Here is an 18662-nt window from a genome sequence, read left to right as displayed (position 1 = left end):
TATATTGGGTGACGATCGCCAGACATCGTTCTATCTTTGCCGCCGTGTATTCGTCGTTGCGAACTCTACGGAAACAACAGACGCCCAGCGCTCTTGATGCAGCGCTGAGCCGTCCGCGCTGCCTGAGGTCTGGAGAGGATATTATTGATACGTCAACTAAACGCCAAACTAATCAACTGTTCAACAATGCTTTCGTATCCCCTGTCCGTTTTCATTTAATAACTTCTTCGACAAACATTCTTATGTAGTCAAGAACAAGTTCTTCCGTCATTTCGGTTATCTCGAACCGTTCGGAGAAGATGGGGCTGTTGTCTGCTCCATAAGCGACAATTGCGACCGTGGTGCTATAAGGAGGTGAAGCTGAAAAATACAATGTTGGACCGATCACCATGGGAATCCCGGATCTTCTATCCAGTCCCTTGTCCAACTGTAATTTAATCCCCTTGTAATAATTTTTTTCTGAATTCAAAGACATGGATTTTTCAATATCCACTTCTGTCTTAAATCCTTTTTGTTCGAATCTTCTTTTTGCACTGCTAACGACAGGAAAAACTATTTTGCCAATAAATTGATCCACCTTCTCACGGATTTCCTGGTCCAGCTTTTCGGCCTCCTCTGTTGCGATTTTTTGTTTCGCTTTCCCGGCACCCAGCCTGATTCTCTGTTTTTCAATTGCTTTGTCGATGAAATCCACCCTGATACCTCCTGTTTTGAGGGCCTGAGAACGGTCAGGCCTTGAATGCGGACATTTTCATTTCCAGTTATTTTATATCGCCCCCATCTCTTCTCCGATTTGGCCCCCCTCCTGGTTCAGGAGGGGCTGGGGGTGGTCAGGCGTGATGACCGGCAACCACCCCCCGACCCCCTCCTTAACAAAGGAGGGGGAGCTGTTATTCAGGGGAGTTGGAGGGACGCTGTTGATTAGTCAACTAAGGGCCGAGTTAATCAACTATTCAACAACCTCCACCTGTCCTTAACTGGGAGCGTAAAGCAATCAAGCAACAATGCCCAATATCTCGAGGTTGAGGAGCGTAAAATGGAGCGTTTATTCTCTTGCTGTTTCCAGAATTAGAGCGTATCTCTCTATCCAATGTTGACAGTTTGATTTATATAGCCGTGACAGTCAAAGGAGAGTCGTATATGGCGACAAAAAAGAAGAACGCTGAGCAAGCATCTCCCGTCGTGGGGAAGAAATCTGTGGTGAGTCTCCTGACCGCGCTGACTATGATCTTGTCTGTCGCAATGGCTCTGGCGCTGCCGCCGGCGGTAGAACTGGACCGGCTCATGCTTCATGCCCAGTCTGCATTGAAAGCCAAGTCCTACAATGAGGCCGCCGATTATTTGGCTAAGGCACAGAAACTGGGCATCGCGCTGCCCGAGAATTTCGCCTTGGGTTATGCAACGGCCTTGGCTGGGCTGGAAAAAACAGATAAAGCCAAGGATGTTTTAGATAAATATTTCAGCAAATACGGGACCAAGGGATCATCTTACCAGGAAGTTCTGGAACTGCTGGTGCGCATTGAAAATCAGGAGCAAGGTAAATCCAAGACACCTGCCCAGTCGGAGTCCCAGACAGCAGGGGCGGCAAAGAAGGGGGGCGCCGACATCGCTCCGACTCGGCCGCAATTGCCCTTTGCGGTGAGCGAAGACATCTGGCAGACCATCGAGGCGTCGGCGTTTTATCGCAATTTACCGCAACCACAGGCATACAGAATCAACTACCAGACCAGCGTTCAATCGGTATACACCGGTGCCAAGAGTTCAAAACTGCCCAAACCTGGACCGAAGAGACAAAACGTTGCCATAGAGGGTACTTCCCTGGGTGACAAAGGCTCAATGCATAAGAGTCGCATTTCTTTGGATGGCAATACCAGCGTTACAGAAAACTATTTACTCGGTGGAGCCATAAGTCTCGGCAGCACCGCAGAGGGCAAGGCAGCCTCCTTTATCAAAAGTCTCGACGAGTTGAATGGGAGCCTGTTCCCGCTGCAGATCGGGAACAGGCTGTCGGTGCGTTATCAGTCTGCCTATTTGCCAGATCGCAGGTTCGATTCTACGGTCAGCTCCTCCTGTGAAATAATGAACAAGGTGCCAGCGAGTACATTGCATCCCAGGTTGAAGGGGGATGCCTGGAACATACGCTGCCAAAACAGTTATACCAGCCATTACGACAACCGGGTCAATTCATCCGTAATCGACGACTACTACCTCGAAGACCTCGGCTTGATGCTTTCAGTTGTCGGCCAGCTCAATTTTCTGCAGAAGAAGTTCATTTTGCCGCAACCGGGCGACCAGACCGTCCTTGTTGCTGAAGGAGAGTACGGAAGCCATAACACCACCACCTATATCAGTTACGACTGGTCGGTGACCACCGAAGATCAGGAGAAGGGCAAAATCAAGCCGTCCGCACAGCCAGCCTCCACAGCGGCCGCCAGCGCAAATTGGGGCCTTGCCGATCAGGATTTTTCGATTATGACCGGGCAGGGCATGATGGAAAAGGTGCGCATGGCTGAGCGCCGGGCAGATATTCTCGCGGCCGCGCAAGCCGGCGACATGGTATCGCAATATTTGATTGGCGTTTCCTACGATACTGGCGTCGGCATCGACAAAGATGCCTTTCAGAAAATCGATTGGATTACAAAAGCCGCCGAGCAGGGCTTGGTGCGCGCAAGGGGCGCGCTGGGTCTGTCCCGAATAGCCGGTATCGGCACGACGCAGGATGACCTTTCCGGTTGGACACTGCTGATGGAGGCCTCCAATGCCGGCAATGCCTTTGCCCAATACTGGGCAGCGATATTGACCTTGAGTGGGATGGACGCAGGCGGCGGGATGGTCCGCCAGTTTAGCTATCTGAAAAAATCCGATGCTAATGCCTTATTGCGTCGTTCCGCGGAAGCAGGCTTAGCCAGTGCACAATATTCCTTGGGCCATTCATACCTGCAACGCACTGAGTTCAACCGTAAGGATTTGAAGCAGGCGCGATTCTGGCTGGAGAAGGCGGCAGCTCAGAACTCAGCCGAAGCGGCGACGGCTCTCGCAAATATGCGCTAAAAGGGGATATATTTTTGAAGCTCATACGGTGAACCTGCACCGACAGCCGATGATCCTTTGCAGGATTTTTTCCCAGCCCGCCAAAGACGGTGCGACACGAAATAGACCAATGCCGCGGTGAAGGTGATCGGTCATCTATTGAATGTCCCCATCTCTTGTCCCTCTCTTGCCCGATTTAGCCCCCCTCCTGGTTCAGGAGGGGCTGGGGGTGGTCAGGTGTGATGACCGGCAACCACCCCCCGACCCCCTCCTTAACAAAGGAGGGGGTAGCTGTTATTCAAGGAAGTTGGAGGGACGTTGTTGATTAGTCAACTCAGGGCCGAAATAATCAACTATTCGACAATGTCCCCATCTCTGTAGGAGCGGCTTCAGCCGCGATCAATCGCGCCTAAAGGCGCTCCTACATTTAAAAATTTAGCAATTGCCACCCCGCCATATTCAGTAAAATCTTCAGGGGTCAAGTCTCCAAATCTCAAATTTGAGATTTGGAGACTTGACCCCTCTGATTGCACTCAACCGACCAATCAACAACGTCCGGGTTATTTTTTGCGGAGTGTACCGAGAGTGTACCATCGGAAAGTCAGTCCGCCGAGGATACTATCCGTTCAACCTCGGCAATAAAGGCTTCAGCCATAACGAAGAACTTCCGCGCCTCCTCTTCAGTATACTGTACGAATTCCTTGTAGTCCGATTCCTGGCGAGCATCAAATAAGCGGTGCAATATCCGGGAATACTCAACTGCGACCTTCCCCGTATGAACAAATTCCTTATCGAACATCCCGATCACCCCTGCATGCTTGGAGGAACGGATATCGGTCCCCTCCTTGATGAAGAGGGCAAGGACGGCATAAAATATTGAATAATAAGAACGGTTGATAACAGTACGGGTCGTGCCGTGACTATCCAGCAGCGTTTTAACATCGGACAACGTCTCTTTTGCTTCCCGCAAACGGTACGCCAGCAAAGTCTCCTTATCGGTCATACGGTCACCCCTTCACGGGTAATGCTCCGAATGATCGATGATGAACGCAAGGCGGTCTGTTCGAGTTCAAAACGAGAAACGATGAGTGGAGAGATAACCATGAAATTCTTGAAACCGACTGCCCATGTCGTTTCGTGAATCTTCTCCTTGACCTCCGGGGTCAGCGATTCCACCTCAACAAAGACATCCATATCAGATTCTGTGTCCGCATCACCACGGGCTCGGGAACCGAAAACACGAAAGTCGAGCAAATTGGTCTGGGAAGCCAACATCTCCTTAAGTTCTCGCGCAATCTTATAGTCGTTTGCAGTCATGGCTTCTCCTCGTATCTTGAAGTTCAATAAGTTCAATAAGTATACGCATATCGCTGCAGATATCGAAATAAATATGAATTTTTCGTCAGCAACCATCCCCTGAAACAAACCGGGCCGCCCAACGGAAGATTCCGCGGGCGGCCCGATGAGCAGGGACAGAGTGCTGCAGGCTAAGAACCCCTCAATTCTCCTCCGTCGCCTCCTCGCCGTGATCGCCGTGGTTCGGGCGCAAGCCGACGAGGGCGCGCAGGTCCTCGAGGATGAGGTAGAGGGCGGGGATCAGGAGAAGGGTGATCCCGGTGGCAAAGAGGATGCCGAAGCCGAGGGAGATGGCCATGGGGATGAGGAACTGGGCCTGGACGCTCGTCTCGACGATCATCGGCGCCAGGCCGAAGAAGGTGGTCAATGAGGTGAGGAGGATGGGGCGGAAGCGCCGCGTCCCGGCATCGATCAGGGCCTGGTAGGGCGCGGCCCCCTCGCGGCGGTTCTGGTTGGCCTTGTCGATGAGGAGGAGGGAGTCGTTGACCACCACCCCGGAGAGGGCGACGATGCCGAAGACGGAGAGGATGCTGAGGTTGAAGCCCATGATCAGGTGGCCGAAGACGGCGCCGATGATGCCGAAGGGGATGGCGGCCATGATGAGGAGCGGCTGGCTGTAGCTGCGGAAGGGGATGGCGAGGAGGGCGAAGATCGCCACCAGGGCGAGCTTGAAGCCGTCGAGCATGCTCCCCATGGAGTCGCGGCGCTCCTTTTCCTCCCCCTCGAGGTTGAAGGTCAGCCCGGGAAAGTCCCGGGCGAGGTCGGCGAGGATGCCGAGGCGGAGGTCGGCGAGGATCTCGCCGGCGTTGGCGGTTTTGCTGTCGACGCTGGCGCTGACGTTGATCACCCGCTTGCGCTCGGTGCGGTGGATCTGGGAAAAGCCGCGCCCCTCGACGACCGAGGCGGCCCGGGCAAGGGGGATCTCGCCGCCGGAGGGGGTGCGTATCCGCAGACGATCGAGGGCCGAGAGGGTGCTGCGTTCCTCCTCGGGATAGCGCACCATGACCTTGACCTCGTTGCGGCCGCGCTGCAGACGCAGCGCCTCGGAGCCGTAGAAGGCGCCGCGCACCTGGCGGCCGAGTCCCTCTTCGGTCACGCCGAGGGTGCGGGCCTCGGCAGTGAGGTTGAGCTTGATCTCCTTCGAACCGCGGGAGTAGGTGTCCTGGATGTCGCCGACCCCGGGGTAGTCGCCGAGGGCCTGCTGGATCTTCTCGGCAGCCTTCTCGAGGACCCTGAAGTCCTCGTGGGCGAGCTGGATGTCGATATTGGCCCCCATGTGCACCAGATTGGAGGCAAAGGAGAGGGACTCGGCGCCGGGGAGGTCGCCTGCGGCCTGGCGCCAGGCGGCGGAGATCTCGGCGGAAGGGACGCCGCGCAGCTCGCTTTTGGTGAGAAACAGGGCGACGTCGGCCAGATGGGTACCGGAGGCACCTTCGCCCCCTCCCGGGCCGCCGCCGGCGATGCGCGAGCCGACGACGGTGTAGAGATTGCGCAGAATCGAGTCGCCCGCCGGGCGCTTGCTGTCGTAGCCGTCGATGACAGTGCGGGCCGCATCGGAAATGCGCTGCGCCAGAGCGCCCGTATCCTGGGCCGGAGTCCCCTGGGGCATCTGCAGCGAGGCGATGATGAGATCGCCGTCGACCTCGGGCATGAAGTTGAACTTGATCAGGCCGCCGCGCACCACCCCGAGGGTGAGGAGGAGGGCGGCGAGGCCGAGGGCGAGACTGACGTAGCGGTGGCGGAGGTTGATCCCGAGGAGGCGCCTGTAGGGGCCGGCGATGAAACGGTCGAGAAGGTCGCCGACCCGGCGCCGGTTGGCATCGATGGCGCCGAGGAGGCCGCCGGGGGTCTCCATGCGCCGGCCGAGAGCGAGGTGGGCGGGGAGAACGAAGAGGGATTCGACCAGGGACATCAGCAAAAGGGTGATGACGACCACCGGAATGACGCTGATGAATTTCCCCATCATGCCGGTGACGAAGACGAGGGGGAGAAAGGCCGCCACCGTGGTGAGGATGGAGAAGACCACCGGCACCGCCACCTCGAGAGCGCCGTCGATGGCCGCTTTGGCGTAGGGTTTCCCCCTCTGGCGGTGTTCGTAGATGTTCTCGCCGATGACGATGGCGTCGTCGACGAGGATCCCCAGGGCGAGGATGAAGGCGAAGAGGGAGATCATGTTGAGGGAGACGCCGAGGGCCGGCATCAACAGGAGGGTGCCGAGGACGGAGATGGGGATGCCGAGCATCACCCAGAGGGCGAGGCGGATTTCGAGAAAGAGGCCGAGGATGATGAGGACCAGGGAGAGGCCGAGCCAGGCGTTCTTGGTGAGGAGGTCCATGCGGCTCTGGAAGAGTTCGGAGGTGTCGTTCCAGGTCGCCAGGTGCACCGCTGGCGGCAGGCCGGCGCGGCGGCTCTCCACGTATTTGCCGACCAGGGCGGCGATCTCCGTCGGCTTCTGCTCGCCGACCCGGTAGACGCGGACCATGGCTGCAGGCTTGCCGTCGAAGGTGGCGAATTCATCGGTCTCGGCGAAGGTGTCGCGGACCACGGCGATGTCGCCGAGAGTGACGCGGCTGCCGTCGGATCCGGCGAGGATGGTGATGCCGGCGTATTCGGGGCCGAAGTAGCGGCGCTCCTTGGTGCGCAGCAGCACCTGGGATCCGGCGGTGCGGATCGTCCCCCCGGGGAGGTCGAGGGAGGCGCGGCGCAGGGCGAGGGCGACCTGGTCGAGGGTCAGGGCGTAGCGGCGCAGGTTTTCCTCGGGGATCTCCACGGCGATCTCGTAGGGGCGCACGCCGCCGAGATCGACCTGGGTGATCCCGGGAAAAGTGAGGAGATCGTCGCGGATCGCCTCGGCCCTCTCGCGCAACGAGCGCTCGGGGAGGTCGCCGTAGACCACCACCGAGATCACTTCGCGGCGATTGAGGAGCTTGGCGATGACGGGTTTTTCCGCGTCCCCGGGGAAGGTGGTGATGCGGTCGACCTCGCTCTTGATGTCGGCCAGGACCTGATCGACGTCTTCTTCAGGATAGATCTCCGCCGTCACCGTCCCCATCCCCTCGGAGGCCGTCGACTTGATCTCCTTGATGCCGTCGACCCCCGTCAGACCGTCCTCGATCTGCAGCAGGATCCCCTCCTCCACCTCCTCGGGACCGGCGCCGGGATAGACGACGCTGACCTGGATGCGGTCGAGGGAGACTTCGGGGAAGACCTCCTGCTTGATCTCCGGCGCCTTGATGATTCCGCCGATGACCAGCACCAGCATCAGCAAATTGGCGGCGACGTGGTTTTTGGCCATCCACCGAACCGCCCCGTTCATGAGCGGGCCTTTCCGGCGACGATGCGCAGCTTCATCCCTTCGGCCGCCCCGGCAAGGGGGGTGAGGACGACGCGCTCTCCGGCTTCGAGGCCGGCGCCGATGAGCGCCTGCTGCTCCTCAAGGCGCAGCACCTCGACCTTGCGCAGGCGCAGCAGGTTCTGGCTGTCGGCGACCCAGACGGTGCCGGCGTCGCGCAGCGCCCGGCGGGGAATGACCAGCGCCTTCGGCAGTTCTTTCCCCTGGAGGGTGACGGTGACGAACATCCCGACCTCCAGGGCCGGGCCGGCCTCCGCCGACTGCAGTCCGTAGGGGTCCTCGACCTCCACCACCAGGCGCGCCATGCGGCCGAGGGCGTCGACCTCGCCGAGAGAGCGCACCACCCTTCCTGTCCACCGGGAACCGTCCACGGCGCCGCGGATGAGCGCCGGCGAACCGTTCCCCGTCCTTCCCGGGCCGGGGACCTTCAGCCAGGGGAGCTCCTCGAGAGGGAGGGGGACCAGGACCTCGGCGGCATCGGTGCCGGCGAACTGAACGACGGCGCTGCCGGCGCGCAGGTACTGGCCGAGCTCGACCTGTTCCGAGCGGATGCGGCCGTTGAAGGGGGCGACGAGGCGGGTGCGCTGCAGATCGAGTTCGGCCTGGGAGAGGGCGGCCTGCGCCGAGGCGACTCCGGCGCGGGCGTTTTTTTCCTGAGGCTGGTAGAGGACGAGGGGGTTGGGCTCCTCGCCGTCGCCGAGAGCCAGACGGTCCCACTCCTGGCGGGCGATGCGCCCCTGCCCCTGCACCGTCGCCAGCTCGACCTCCGCCTTGGCGAGGGCGGCCCGCGCCCGGTCGACGGCCAGACGGTAGTCGATCTCCTCGATGCGCAGCAGCTCCTCCCCCTTGCGGAAGAAACCGCCGGGGACCAGGCGGGGAGAGAGGGAGACGACGGCGCCGCTGACCTGGGGGGTGATCGCCACCTCGCGGCTCGGCTGCACCGTTCCGGTGCCGACGACCTCGACGACCTTCGGCCCTTCGGCGACGGTGAAGACCTCGACCAGGGCTCCGGGATTCTCCCGCACTTCCTTCTGCGGGACGGGGCGGGAGAGGACCAGGACGCGCATGCCGACGATCCCGGCGGCGATGATGATCAGGGGGAGGCCGATTTTGATCAGTTTGCTCTTGGTACTCATGAGGAAAAATCCTTTGCTTCGGAGGCAACGGAGACGACCGGAACATTCATCATCCAGTCGCCGCCGAGGGCGCGGGCCAGGGTGATGCGGTCGGCGATGAGCTGGCGGCGGGCGGCGATGAGCTGACTCTGGGCCTCGAAATGAAGGGTCTGGGCGGTGAGGACCGGCAGGTAGTCGGAGAGTCCCTGCCGGTAGCGCTCGGTGGAGAGCCGCAGCGTCGCCTCCGCCGCGCTCTGCCGCTCGGCGAGGAAGGCGATGCGCGCCTCGGTGGCGCGCCCGGCGCTCAGGGCGTCCTCCACCTCGCGCACGGCGCCGAGGACCGCCTGGTGATAGCGGGCCAGATTCTCGCGGAAGAGGGCGCGGCTGCGTTCGACCTCCGCGCGCCGCCGCCCGCCGTCGAGGACCGGCGCCGCCAGTTGCAGGAGCAGGCTCCAGAAGTCGCCGCTGATGTCGGTGCCGCCGAAGGGGGTGCTCGAGTACCCGTAGGTGCCGAGGAGATTGAAGGAGGGGAAGCGCTCGGCGATGGCGGCGCCGATGCGGGCGTCGCTGGCGCGCAGCCGCAGCAGCGCCGCCGTCACGTCGGGGCGGCGGGCGAGCAGCTCGGAGGGGAGCCCGGCGGCGAAGGCCTCGGGGGCGGTTGGCAGCTCGACGACCGTCCCGGCGAGACCGGCCTCGGGAAAGCGGCCGAGGAGGACGGCCAGGGCGTGTTCCGCCTGGGCCGCCCCCGCCTCGGGGAGGGGGCGGCGCGCCCGGGCCGCCGCCAGGTTCTGCCGGGCCTGGTAGACGTCGAGAGCGGGGACGAGCCCCTCCCGGTAGCGGTCTTCGACCCGCGCCAGGGCGTCGAGATAGGCGGCGATGGTGCTGTCGGCCAGCCGCAGCTGGGCGCGCTGTTCGACGGCCAGATAATAGAGATCGGCGACCTGGGCCGAGAGGCGAAGGTAGAGGGCCGCCACCTCCTCCCGGGAGGCCTCCTCCTCGAGACGGGCGGCGTCGCGGCGCGAGCGGATCTTGTTCCACAGGTCGACCTCGAAGGCCGCCGCCAGGGAGAGGCGGTAGCTGGTGCCGACGGCGTCCCCCCCGAAGGAGCTGCTCCCCTCGCGCCCGGCGCGCCCCTCGACGTTGAGAGTCGGCCGGCGTCCGGCCTCCGCCTGGCGGCTCAGGGCCTGGAGCTGATCGAGGCGGGCGACGGCCTGGGCAAGGTCGAGATTGCCGGTAAAGGCTTCGGCCATCAGGGCGTCGAGCCGGGGATCGCCGAAGGTCTCCCACCACCGTCCCGGGAGGACGTCCCCTCCCCCACCCTCGAGAAAAGCGGCGGGGAGAGGGTGCGGTGGTTCGGTCGCCTGGGGCGCGTGCAGGGTGCAGCCGGCGACGAGGAGCAGCAGGATCAGCAGGGGGATCGGGAAGGACAATCTCGACATCATGGGGCCTCCAGTCCGGCGGCGACGAAGTGGATCAGGGCCTCGGCCTGGGCCGCGGCGTCGCCGGTCGGAGAAATCCCCTCGGGGAGGATGGAAAAGCGGCCGCGCCGGCACATGGTGTGCCCCATCGCCCCGAGGGCGAACTGCAGACGGCCGAAGAGGGTCTCCCGGGGAAGGTCGGGGAGGGCCTCGGCGAGAGTTTCGAAGAGGAGGAGAAAGAGCGGCTGCATCCGGGTCATGAAGAGTCCGCGCAGGGCGTCGTCGGGTTCGGCAAAGGTGCGCCCCACCAGAGTCATGAAGTCGCCGCCCCCCCCTTCGACCAAAGACAGGGCCGGGAGGATGAAGGCCCGCAGGGCGTCGCGGACCGCCGGGCACTCCCCTTTCCGCCGGGCGCTTTGTACCAGGGCCTCGAGGCTCTCCCGGCGGCTGCGGTTCATGGGGTCGAGACGGCGCTCGAAGATGGCGTCGAGAAGCGCCTCCTTGGAGCCGAAGTGGTAATGGACCGCCGCCAGGTTGACCCGGGCCTCTCCGGTGATGGCCCGCAGGGAAGTGCGATGGAAACCGTCGCGGGCGAAGAGATGCTCCGCGGCGTCGAGAATCCGTTCCTTGGTATCGATGTGGTTCATCGGCTCCCTTCCGGTTGCAGGGTGAGGGGTGGGAGAGGCGATTAAAACAAACGTTTGAATCAATTGTCAAGGGATCTTTTCAGAGCGGTTGACTCTCCCTGAGCCCGGGTGTATCAAGGGAGCATCGCTCCAAGCCCTCCCCTCCACCGACCAAGGGAGTCCCCATGACCCTGCTGCTGACGATCCTCGGCGCCGTTTTCGGCGCCCTGGCCCTGGAACTCCCCGGTCTGGTCCTCGGGGGAGGACTCGGCTACCTTCTTGCCGTCGTTGTCGATCTGCAAAAACGCCTGGAGCGCCTGGAGCAAAGGGGCGCAGAGCCGCAGCCTTCCCCCGCGCCCCCCTTCGCACCGCCAGTCCCCCGGACGTTCCCCGTTGAGGCGGCGACGAAACCCGTCCCCGGACCGATGTCCTTTGCGGAAACGCCGGAGGAGCCCCGCGGCGAGGAGTTCGTCTGGACGACGGAACCCGCTCCGTCGACGTCCTTGCCGGCACTGCAGAGGCTGCGCGACTTTCTCACCTCGGGGAACCTGCCGGTCAAGGTCGGGGTGATCCTCCTCTTCTTCGGCGTCGCCTTCCTCCTCAAATACGCCGCCCAGCAGGGGCGTCTCCCCCTCGAGCTGCGCCTGGCGTCCGTCGCCCTCGGCGGGGTCGCCCTCCTGGCCGTCGGCTGGCGTCTGCGCACCCGGTCCACCCCCTTCGCCCTGGCGCTGCAGGGGGGAGGGGTCGGCGTCCTCTATCTGACGGTCTTTGCCGCCCTGCGCCTCTACGGCGTTCTTTCCCCGGGTGCGGCCCTGGTGTTGCTGACCCTCCTTGCCGGCACGGCGGCGTTTCTGGCGGTGCGTCAGGACGCCCAGGCCCTGGCCGTCCTGGCCTGCGCCGGCGGCTTTCTCGCTCCACTTCTGGCCTCCACCGGGCAGGGGAGCCACGTCCAGCTCTTTGCCTACTACGCCCTCCTCAACGGCGGCCTCCTTGCCGTCGCCTGGTTCAAGCCCTGGCGCGTCCTGAATCTGTCCGGCTACGCCTTCACCTTCGTCATCGGCGGAGCCTGGGGGTGGCGCTACTACCGCCCCCCGTATTTCGCCACCGTCGAGCCGTTTCTCATCCTCTTCTTCCTCTCCTACGTGGCGGTCGCCGTCTTCTTCGCCCGCCGCCACAGCGGCCGCGCCCCCCTCGACCCCGCCCTCGTCTTCGGCACCCCCCTGGCCGCCTTCGCCCTGCAGGGGGGGATGCTGCACCGCACCTCCTACGGCATGGCCGCAAGCGCCCTGGCTCTCGGACTCTTCTACCTTCCCCTCGGGCGCCTCCCGGCGCTGCGGGAGACGTCGCGACTGCGCCCCCTCTCCGAGGCCTTTTTCGCCCTGGGAATTGTCTTTGCCACCCTGGCGATCCCCTTCGCCTTCGACGGCCGCGTCACCGCCGCGGTCTGGGCCCTGGAGGGAGCCGCCGCCGTCTGGATCGGAGTCCGGCAGAAACGCCTGTCACCGCGGCTCTTCGGCATTCTCCTCCAGTTCCTGGCCGGCGGACTCTTTTTCGCCGAGACCGCAGGCCACGAGCCGGCGCTCTTTCTGGCCAACGCCGACTACTTCGGAACGCTCCTTCTGGCCCTGGCCGGGCTGACCAGCGCCCTCGCCCTTTATCGGGCCCGCGACACCCTGCGCGCCGAGGAGGGGGCGGCCTCCCTCCTCCTCCTCATCTGGGGCCTTCTGTGGTGGTACGGCGGGGGGCTGCAGGAAATTTCAAGGCACCTCTCCTACCGCACCCAGCCCGGCAGCGCCCTTCTGCTGGCGGCCCTCTCCTGCGGCGCCTGCCACCTCGCCGGCCGAGCCCTGCGCTGGCCGCACCTGGCCGCCTCGGCCCTGATCCTCCTCCCCGTCATGTCGTTGTCCGCCCTGGTGATGGCCGCCGATCTCCCCCATCCCCTGGCCGGAATCGGCGCTATCGCCTGGCCGGCGGCCCTCTCCGTCCACTTCTGGATCCTGCGCGGCTGCGACGACGCCCCGCGCCCCGCCCTCCCCCTCCTTCACGGCGGCGCCCTCTGGCTGATTGCCCTCCTCGGCGCCTGGGAGCTCTCCTGGCAGATCCAGCACAACCTCCACCCCGCCGGGAGCTGGCCCCTTCTCCCCTGGGGACTGGTTCCGGCGTCCCTCCTTTCCCTGGTCGGTAGCCCCGGGGCCCGCCTTTTCTGGCCGATGAAGCGCTTCGGCGACGACTACCTGACCATCGGCTGCGCCCCCGTCGCCGCCCTGGCTTTTGCCTGGATCCTCCACGCCAACCTCAGCGCCCCCGGCGATCCCTGGCCCTTTGCCTACGCACCGCTTCTCAACCCCCTCGATTTCGCCATCGCCCTGGTGCACGGAGCCCTCATTTACTACCTGCTGCGCCTGCGCGCCGCCTCCCTCGACGGCCGGCTGCGCCTTGCCCCCCCCGTCGGACCGACCCTTCTCGGCGGCTCGCTTTTGCTCTGGAGCAGCGCCGTGGTGCTGCGCACCGTCCACCACTGGGGAGACGTCCCCTTCCGCTTCGCCCCCCTCTTCTCCTCGGTGCTGGTGCAGAGCGGCCTGGCCATCGTCTGGACGCTTCTGGCGCTCTGCGCCATGGTGGCGGCGACCCGCCGGCGTCTGCGTCTTTTGTGGCTTGCCGGCGGCGCCCTCCTCGGTCTGGTGGTCCTCAAGCTCTTCCTGATCGATCTCTCCGGCAGCGGCACCCTGGCCCGCATCGTCTCCTTCCTCGGCGTCGGGTTCCTGCTGCTGGTGATCGGATATCTGGCACCGGCGCCGCCTCGTTCGGCCTCCGAATAAAAAATTCCCTTAAAGGCGTTTCAACGCTGAGTCGCTGAGACCGGAGAGACCGCAGAGAAACCTTAATACCAATGCGTTTCCTCGTTTTTCCCCTTTCTTCGCGACTCTCCCTCCCTGCGTCTCTGAAATCTAAAGCAAGACCCGGGGGTCTCGGCCCCCGACGCCGACCTACTCTTTTGTAAAGCGACTAAAGAGTAGGCAGAAAAACGCTTGACCTGCGGTCGGCATGGGTCGTAACGGTTCGGGAAGCAATCTCCGTTTGACGTAGAGACGTCCGGCGCGGCGGCTCGACCACCGGGTGCCCTGGCCCACGGCAGTGCGATCACCGTCGCTGCCGCGGGCATTTTGTTGAGGGGCTTCTGGTGTATAAGCAGAACCTGTAAAGACAACGACAAAATCTCGGACGCTGTAGCCGTTGTTGCCGTCGCTTTTGCCTTTGCTTATGGCTTTTCAAACCAGAAGCCCTTTAACAAAATGTTGATGCAAACCCCTGCAACCGGAAGACCGGCGACCGGGAATCGAAGCTGAGGAACAAGACAACACCGACCGCCTCTCAGCACCTCAGCAATTAACGGAACCAACCCTCCAAGCCATGCCCACCGCAGGTGCCAGGCATTTTTTGCTTACTTTTTGTTGCCGTTTGGACAAAAAGTAAGGCGCCTGTCGGGGCGCGACCCGACGGTTTTGCCTTCAAAGTTTTGGCACAAAAAAATCCCCGCCTTTTCGGACGGGGATTTTTTTATTCGGCAGCGTAGAAAACCGGCTCAGGAGACGAGTTCGAAGACCGCATTTTCGTCATTGAAGTTGAAGAGTTCACCGGTCTCGAGAATGTAGTACCATCCGTAGATGTTGAGAGTCCCGGCGTCGTACTTTTCCCGGACGTAGGGGTAGGTGAGGAGGTTTTTCATCTGCACCAGGATGTTGACCTGTTCGGTGAGCCACTCCCGCTCGGCGGCCGTCTCCCCGACCATCAAGCGGTCGACCCGTCCCCGCACCTCGCGGGAGACCTCGAGCCATTTCCGGACGTGGGGGATGTGATCCAGCTCTTCGGGGGGGAGGTTGAGGGCGGAACAGCCGCCGCAGTTGGAGTGGCCGCAGACGACGATGGTGTCGACATTGAGGACCTGGACGGCGTACTCGACGGCGGAGGTGGTCGCCACGTACTCCTCGGTCTTGCGGTAGGGGGGGACGATGTTGGCGATGTTGCGGATCAGGAAGAGTTCACCGGGGGAGGTATTGGTGATCAGGTTGGGCATCAGCCGCGAATCGGAGCAGCCGATAAAGAGAGTATGGGGATTCTGGGTGCGGCCGAGCTCGCGGAAGAGCTCGCGGTGGCTCTCGAAATCCTCGGCGCGGAATTTCATGTACCCCTTGAACAGCCGGTCCATCTTCGCCCCCTCTTGCGCCAGGCGGCGCTTCAATAATTCATCCATCCTATCGAAGTATTTCTGTTGCACTCGGAGCGCTTGCCAGCTGACATTCTGCCAGCTGGGAGAAGATCCTGCAAGAAAACTCAGATACGCAGGCCGAGAAAGTCCAGGGTCGACTCCAGGGTCCGGTTCATGATCTGCTCCCAGGCGACGCCGGACTGCAGGCAAAGGGCCAGGGCATCGTCGAAGACACCGACCCCCTGGGCGATATGGGCGTCGCTCCCCAGAACCAGGGGCGCGCCGTGACGGGCGGCCAGACGGGCGATCTCCCGACAGTTGTCGCGGCTCCCCTTGCGGCTGACGCAGAAGGAGGAGTTGTTGATCTCCAGGGCCGTCCCGGTGCGGACGGCGCAGCGCACCACCGCCGAATAGTCGAGGGGAAAGAGGGGACTGCCGGGGTGGGAGATGACCCTGACCCGCCCCCGCTCCATCAGCGCCAGGAGCGCCGCGGTATTTTCTTCCACCCCGCGGCCGTCGAAACCGGTGTCCTCGTGAAAGCCGGCCATCACCAGGTCGAGGCGGTCGCAGAGATCGTCTTCGAGGTCGATGACGCCGGGACCGACGATGTTGGCCTCGACACCGCGCAGGATCCGCACGCCGTGCAGCTCCTCGGGAACGAAGCGCAGAGCGGCGAAATGATAGGGGTGGGGAGCGCCGGGGAGGGCCGGGCCATGGTCGGTCATGGCCACCAGGCGCAGGCCGCGACGGGCGGCCTCGAGGGCGATTTCGCCGATGGTGCTGTAGGCATGGCCGGAGGCCAGGGTATGGACGTGCAGGTCGGCCTGGGGATCAAAGGGATAAGCCATGGGCGGTTCCTTCTTTTCGGAGGGTTTATTTCCGGGGGTGTCGTTCTGTATACCACATCAGGCTCCGCCGGGAAAGGGGGAGGCTTCTTCCGGCGCGAAAGCCCTTGTCGGCCGACCGCCGGGCATGCTAGACTCCTCCTCTTGTCAATTCTCAAAAGAGTCAACGGGAGCACCATGAGCCTTCAGGACGTTCTCCCCCGGATTAATCGCCCCTCCCGCTACCTCGGGGGCGAACTGGGGAGCATAAAAAAAGATCTCGGCCAGGTCGACGTCAGCGTCGCCCTCGCCTTTCCCGACGTCTACGAAGTGGGGATGAGCCATCTCGGCTTTTCCATCCTCTACCACATCCTCAACGCCCTCGACGGCGTGGCCGCCGAGCGGATCTACGCCCCCTGGCCGGACATGGAGGAGCACCTGCGCCTCCACGGCGAACCCCTCGTCTCCCTGGAGAGCGAGCGCCCCCTTCAGGACTTCGACATCATCGGCTTCACGCTGCAGTACGAACTCTCCTACAGCAACATCCTCAACATGCTCTCCCTGGCGGGGATCCCTTTGCGCCGCGATGCGCGGAGCGAGGACGCCCCCCTGATCGTCGTCGGCGGCCCCTGCGCCTTCAACCCGGAGCCGCTGGCCGACTTCTTCGACTGCGCGGTGATCGGCGACGGCGAGGAAGCGCTGGTCGAGCTCTGCCAGGCCCTGCGCGCATCCAAAGCCGCCGGCGAAAGCCGCGCCCTCCTCCTGGAGCGCCTGGCCGCCATCCCCGGGGTCTACGTCCCTTCCCTGTTCGAAATTGACTACAAAGACGACGGTACCCTCGAAGCCATCCGGCCGCTGCGGAACGGCTATCAAAAGGTGCGGCGGCGTTTCCTCGCCGACCTCGACGGCGCCCCCTACCCCACCTCGCCGATTATCCCCTTCATGAACACGGTTCACGACCGGGTGTCGGTGGAGATCGCCCGCGGCTGCACCCGCGGCTGCCGCTTCTGCCAGGCGGGGTACATCTACCGTCCGGTGCGGGAGCGCTCGCCGCAGCGCATCGGCGAAATCATCGAAAAATCCCTGCAGCGCTCGGGTTACGAGGAGGTCTCTCTCCTCTCCCTGTCGACGGGGGACTACGGCTGCATCCAGCCGCTCCTCAAGGGGCTGATGGACCGCTATGCCGAGGAAAAGGTCGCCATCTCCTTCCCCAGCCTGCGGGTCGGCTCCCTGACTCCGGAGCTGATGGAAGAGATCAAGAAGGTGCGCAAGACCGGCTTCACCCTCGCGCCCGAAGCGGGGACCGACCGGCTGCGCCAGGTGATCAACAAGGGGATCACCGAAGAGGACCTTCTGGCGACCACCACCAGCGCCTTTGCTCTGGGGTGGCGGCGGATCAAGCTCTATTTCATGATGGGGCTGCCGACGGAGACCGCCGAGGACCTGGAGGCGATGGTCGAACTTTCCGGCAAGGTCAAGCGCAGCGGCAAGGGGACCGAAGGGGGAGCCGACGTCAACGTCGCCGTCTCGACCTTCGTCCCCAAGGCCCACACCCCCTTCCAGTGGGAGCGTCAGCTCGGCATCGAGGAAACCCTCAAGAACCAGGGGATGCTCCGCGACGCCCTGCGCCGCAAGAAGCTGCGCCTGAAGTGGCACGAGGCCCAGCTCTCCTTCATGGAGGGGGTCTTCGCCCGCGGCGACCGGCGCCTCGGCGCGGTCCTCGAAGAGGCGGTCGCCCGCGGCTGCCGCTTCGACGGCTGGCGCGAGCATTTCAAGTTCGACCTCTGGCAGGAGGCCTTTGCCGCCTGCGGCATCGACCCCGCCTGGTATCTGCGGGAGCGCTCGGAGACGGAAATCCTCCCCTGGGACCACATCGACTGCGGCACCCCCAAGGACTTCTTCCTCGAGGAACGGCGCCGTTCCCGCCTCGGCGCCTACACCCCCGACTGCCGGACCGGGGAGTGCTCCGGATGCGGAGTCTGCGACTTCGAAGAACTGCGGATGCGCCTCTATGAGGAGGGGGAGCTCCCCCTCACCGTCGTGACCCCCGAACCCCCCGCCGGCGAAGAACGGTACAAGATCCGGGTGCGTCTGCGCAAGGGGGGGAAGGCGCGCTTCGTCTCCCACCTCGAATTCATGACCGTCATCCACCGCGCGGTGCGCCGGGCAAGGCTTCCGGTGCGCTTCAGCGGCGGCTTTCATCCGGCGCCGCGGATCTCCTTTCCCGACGCCCTGCCGACGGGGGTGGAGAGCGAGGCGGAAATCCTCGACTTCGAACTTTACCGTCCCTTGAGCGCCCGGGAGCTGGTGGAAGGGCTCAACGCCGAACTTCCCGAGGGATTCCGGGCCCTGGAAGGGGTCTCCATCGACTGGAAAACCCCCTCCTCCTCTGTTAGCATAAGGGAGGTTCTTTACCGGGTCGAACTGCCGGAGCCGGTGGCGTCGGAGCTTCCCGCGCGCCTGGCGGCCTTTCTGGCGTCCGAATCCGTCCCGGTGGAAAAAGCCAAGGGAGCTGGGACGGTGACCGTCGACCTGCGGCCGGGCGTCCTCGACCTCGAGCTCTCCGATGGAGCCCTGCTGCTGCGCCTGAGCAAGGGGAGTCCGGTCCTTCTCGCCGGCCACCTGCTGGGGATGGGCGCCGAGGATGCGCGCTCGCTGCAGATCTGCAAAACCGCCGTGGTCCTGGGCTGACGCCGCCCCCCCAACTCGATTAATTTTAATTTTTCATATATGA

At 63.2% G+C, this 18662-nt stretch carries 12 protein-coding genes; 3 read left to right on the top strand and 9 right to left on the bottom strand.

Annotated features, from left to right (window positions below; genetic code table 11):
- Positions 1-211: 211 nt before the first annotated feature.
- Positions 212-694, bottom strand: coding sequence for a hypothetical protein (locus tag DSOUD_RS02545; protein WP_053549529.1), 483 nt, complete (start codon positions 692-694; stop codon positions 212-214).
- Positions 695-1140: 446 nt separating this feature from the next.
- Here DSOUD_RS02545 and DSOUD_RS02540 point away from each other — a divergent pair, with 446 nt between their 5' ends.
- Positions 1141-3051, top strand: coding sequence for a tetratricopeptide repeat protein (locus DSOUD_RS02540; RefSeq protein WP_053549528.1), 1911 nt, complete (start codon positions 1141-1143; stop codon positions 3049-3051).
- Between the two features lie 580 nt (positions 3052-3631).
- Here the strand turns inward: DSOUD_RS02540 and DSOUD_RS02535 are convergent.
- The 6 genes from DSOUD_RS02535 to DSOUD_RS02510 all read right to left on the bottom strand — a co-directional run bounded on the left by DSOUD_RS02535 (position 3632) and on the right by DSOUD_RS02510 (position 10918).
- The gene (locus DSOUD_RS02535) at positions 3632-4033 is read right to left on the bottom strand and encodes a HEPN domain-containing protein (RefSeq protein ID WP_053549527.1); all 402 of its coding nucleotides are present in this window, start codon (positions 4031-4033) and stop codon (positions 3632-3634) included.
- Entirely contained in the window at positions 4030-4347 is a 318-nt protein-coding gene (locus tag DSOUD_RS02530) for a nucleotidyltransferase domain-containing protein (RefSeq protein WP_053549526.1), read from the bottom strand. The genes DSOUD_RS02535 and DSOUD_RS02530 overlap by 4 nt, the downstream gene beginning before the upstream one ends.
- A 181-nt stretch (positions 4348-4528) precedes the next feature.
- The gene (locus DSOUD_RS02525) at positions 4529-7681 is read right to left on the bottom strand and encodes an efflux RND transporter permease subunit (RefSeq protein WP_232426487.1); all 3153 of its coding nucleotides are present in this window, start codon (positions 7679-7681) and stop codon (positions 4529-4531) included.
- Positions 7682-7698: 17 nt separating this feature from the next.
- On the bottom strand, positions 7699-8874 hold the full coding sequence (locus DSOUD_RS02520) for an efflux RND transporter periplasmic adaptor subunit (protein WP_053549524.1): 1176 nt from the start codon (positions 8872-8874) through the stop codon (positions 7699-7701).
- Positions 8871-10295: an efflux transporter outer membrane subunit gene (locus DSOUD_RS02515; protein WP_082351022.1), complete on the bottom strand. Its 1425-nt coding sequence runs from the start codon at positions 10293-10295 to the stop codon at positions 8871-8873. The genes DSOUD_RS02520 and DSOUD_RS02515 overlap by 4 nt, the downstream gene beginning before the upstream one ends.
- Positions 10292-10918: a TetR/AcrR family transcriptional regulator gene (locus tag DSOUD_RS02510; protein ID WP_053549522.1), complete on the bottom strand. Its 627-nt coding sequence runs from the start codon at positions 10916-10918 to the stop codon at positions 10292-10294. Before DSOUD_RS02510 ends, DSOUD_RS02515 begins: the two co-directional genes overlap by 4 nt.
- 164 nt (positions 10919-11082) lie before the next feature.
- Between DSOUD_RS02510 and DSOUD_RS02505 the strand changes: the two genes are divergently transcribed.
- Entirely contained in the window at positions 11083-13716 is a 2634-nt protein-coding gene (locus DSOUD_RS02505; protein ID WP_053549521.1) for a DUF2339 domain-containing protein, read from the top strand.
- A 764-nt stretch (positions 13717-14480) separates the two neighbouring features.
- On the opposite strand, the gene DSOUD_RS02500 is transcribed toward DSOUD_RS02505, so the two are convergent.
- Both DSOUD_RS02500 and DSOUD_RS02495 read right to left on the bottom strand, forming a co-directional pair.
- Entirely contained in the window at positions 14481-15104 is a 624-nt protein-coding gene (locus DSOUD_RS02500) for a carbonic anhydrase (RefSeq protein ID WP_053552264.1), read from the bottom strand.
- Positions 15105-15229: 125 nt separating this feature from the next.
- On the bottom strand, positions 15230-15952 hold the full coding sequence (locus DSOUD_RS02495) for a phosphatase (protein ID WP_053549520.1): 723 nt from the start codon (positions 15950-15952) through the stop codon (positions 15230-15232).
- A gap of 174 nt (positions 15953-16126) precedes the next feature.
- Here DSOUD_RS02495 and DSOUD_RS02490 point away from each other — a divergent pair, with 174 nt between their 5' ends.
- Complete coding sequence (locus tag DSOUD_RS02490; RefSeq protein WP_053549519.1) at positions 16127-18619, top strand: TIGR03960 family B12-binding radical SAM protein; 2493 nt, start codon at positions 16127-16129, stop codon at positions 18617-18619.
- Positions 18620-18662 lie beyond the last annotated feature (43 nt).

Source organism: Desulfuromonas soudanensis (assembly GCF_001278055.1).
GTDB classification, from domain to species: Bacteria; Desulfobacterota; Desulfuromonadia; order Desulfuromonadales; family WTL; genus Deferrimonas; species Deferrimonas soudanensis.
This window is presented reverse-complemented; position numbering and strand designations above follow the sequence as displayed.

Bases quoted from the DNA above. Each gene is read 5' to 3' on its own strand.
- DSOUD_RS02530 (WP_053549526.1), bottom strand. From the start codon at position 4,347: ATGACTGCAAACGACTATAAGATTGCGCGAGAACTTAAGGAGATGTTG.
- DSOUD_RS02535 (WP_053549527.1), bottom strand. From the start codon at position 4,033: ATGACCGATAAGGAGACTTTGCTGGCGTACCGTTTGCGGGAAGCAAAA.
- DSOUD_RS02490 (WP_053549519.1), top strand. From the start codon at position 16,127: ATGAGCCTTCAGGACGTTCTCCCCCGGATTAATCGCCCCTCCCGCTAC.
- DSOUD_RS02495 (WP_053549520.1), bottom strand. From the start codon at position 15,952: ATGGCTTATCCCTTTGATCCCCAGGCCGACCTGCACGTCCATACCCTG.
- DSOUD_RS02500 (WP_053552264.1), bottom strand. From the start codon at position 15,104: ATGGACCGGCTGTTCAAGGGGTACATGAAATTCCGCGCCGAGGATTTC.
- DSOUD_RS02510 (WP_053549522.1), bottom strand. From the start codon at position 10,918: ATGAACCACATCGATACCAAGGAACGGATTCTCGACGCCGCGGAGCAT.
- DSOUD_RS02540 (WP_053549528.1), top strand. From the start codon at position 1,141: ATGGCGACAAAAAAGAAGAACGCTGAGCAAGCATCTCCCGTCGTGGGG.
- DSOUD_RS02520 (WP_053549524.1), bottom strand. From the start codon at position 8,874: ATGAGTACCAAGAGCAAACTGATCAAAATCGGCCTCCCCCTGATCATC.
- DSOUD_RS02505 (WP_053549521.1), top strand. From the start codon at position 11,083: ATGACCCTGCTGCTGACGATCCTCGGCGCCGTTTTCGGCGCCCTGGCC.
- DSOUD_RS02525 (WP_232426487.1), bottom strand. From the start codon at position 7,681: ATGGCCAAAAACCACGTCGCCGCCAATTTGCTGATGCTGGTGCTGGTC.
- DSOUD_RS02515 (WP_082351022.1), bottom strand. From the start codon at position 10,295: ATGATGTCGAGATTGTCCTTCCCGATCCCCCTGCTGATCCTGCTGCTC.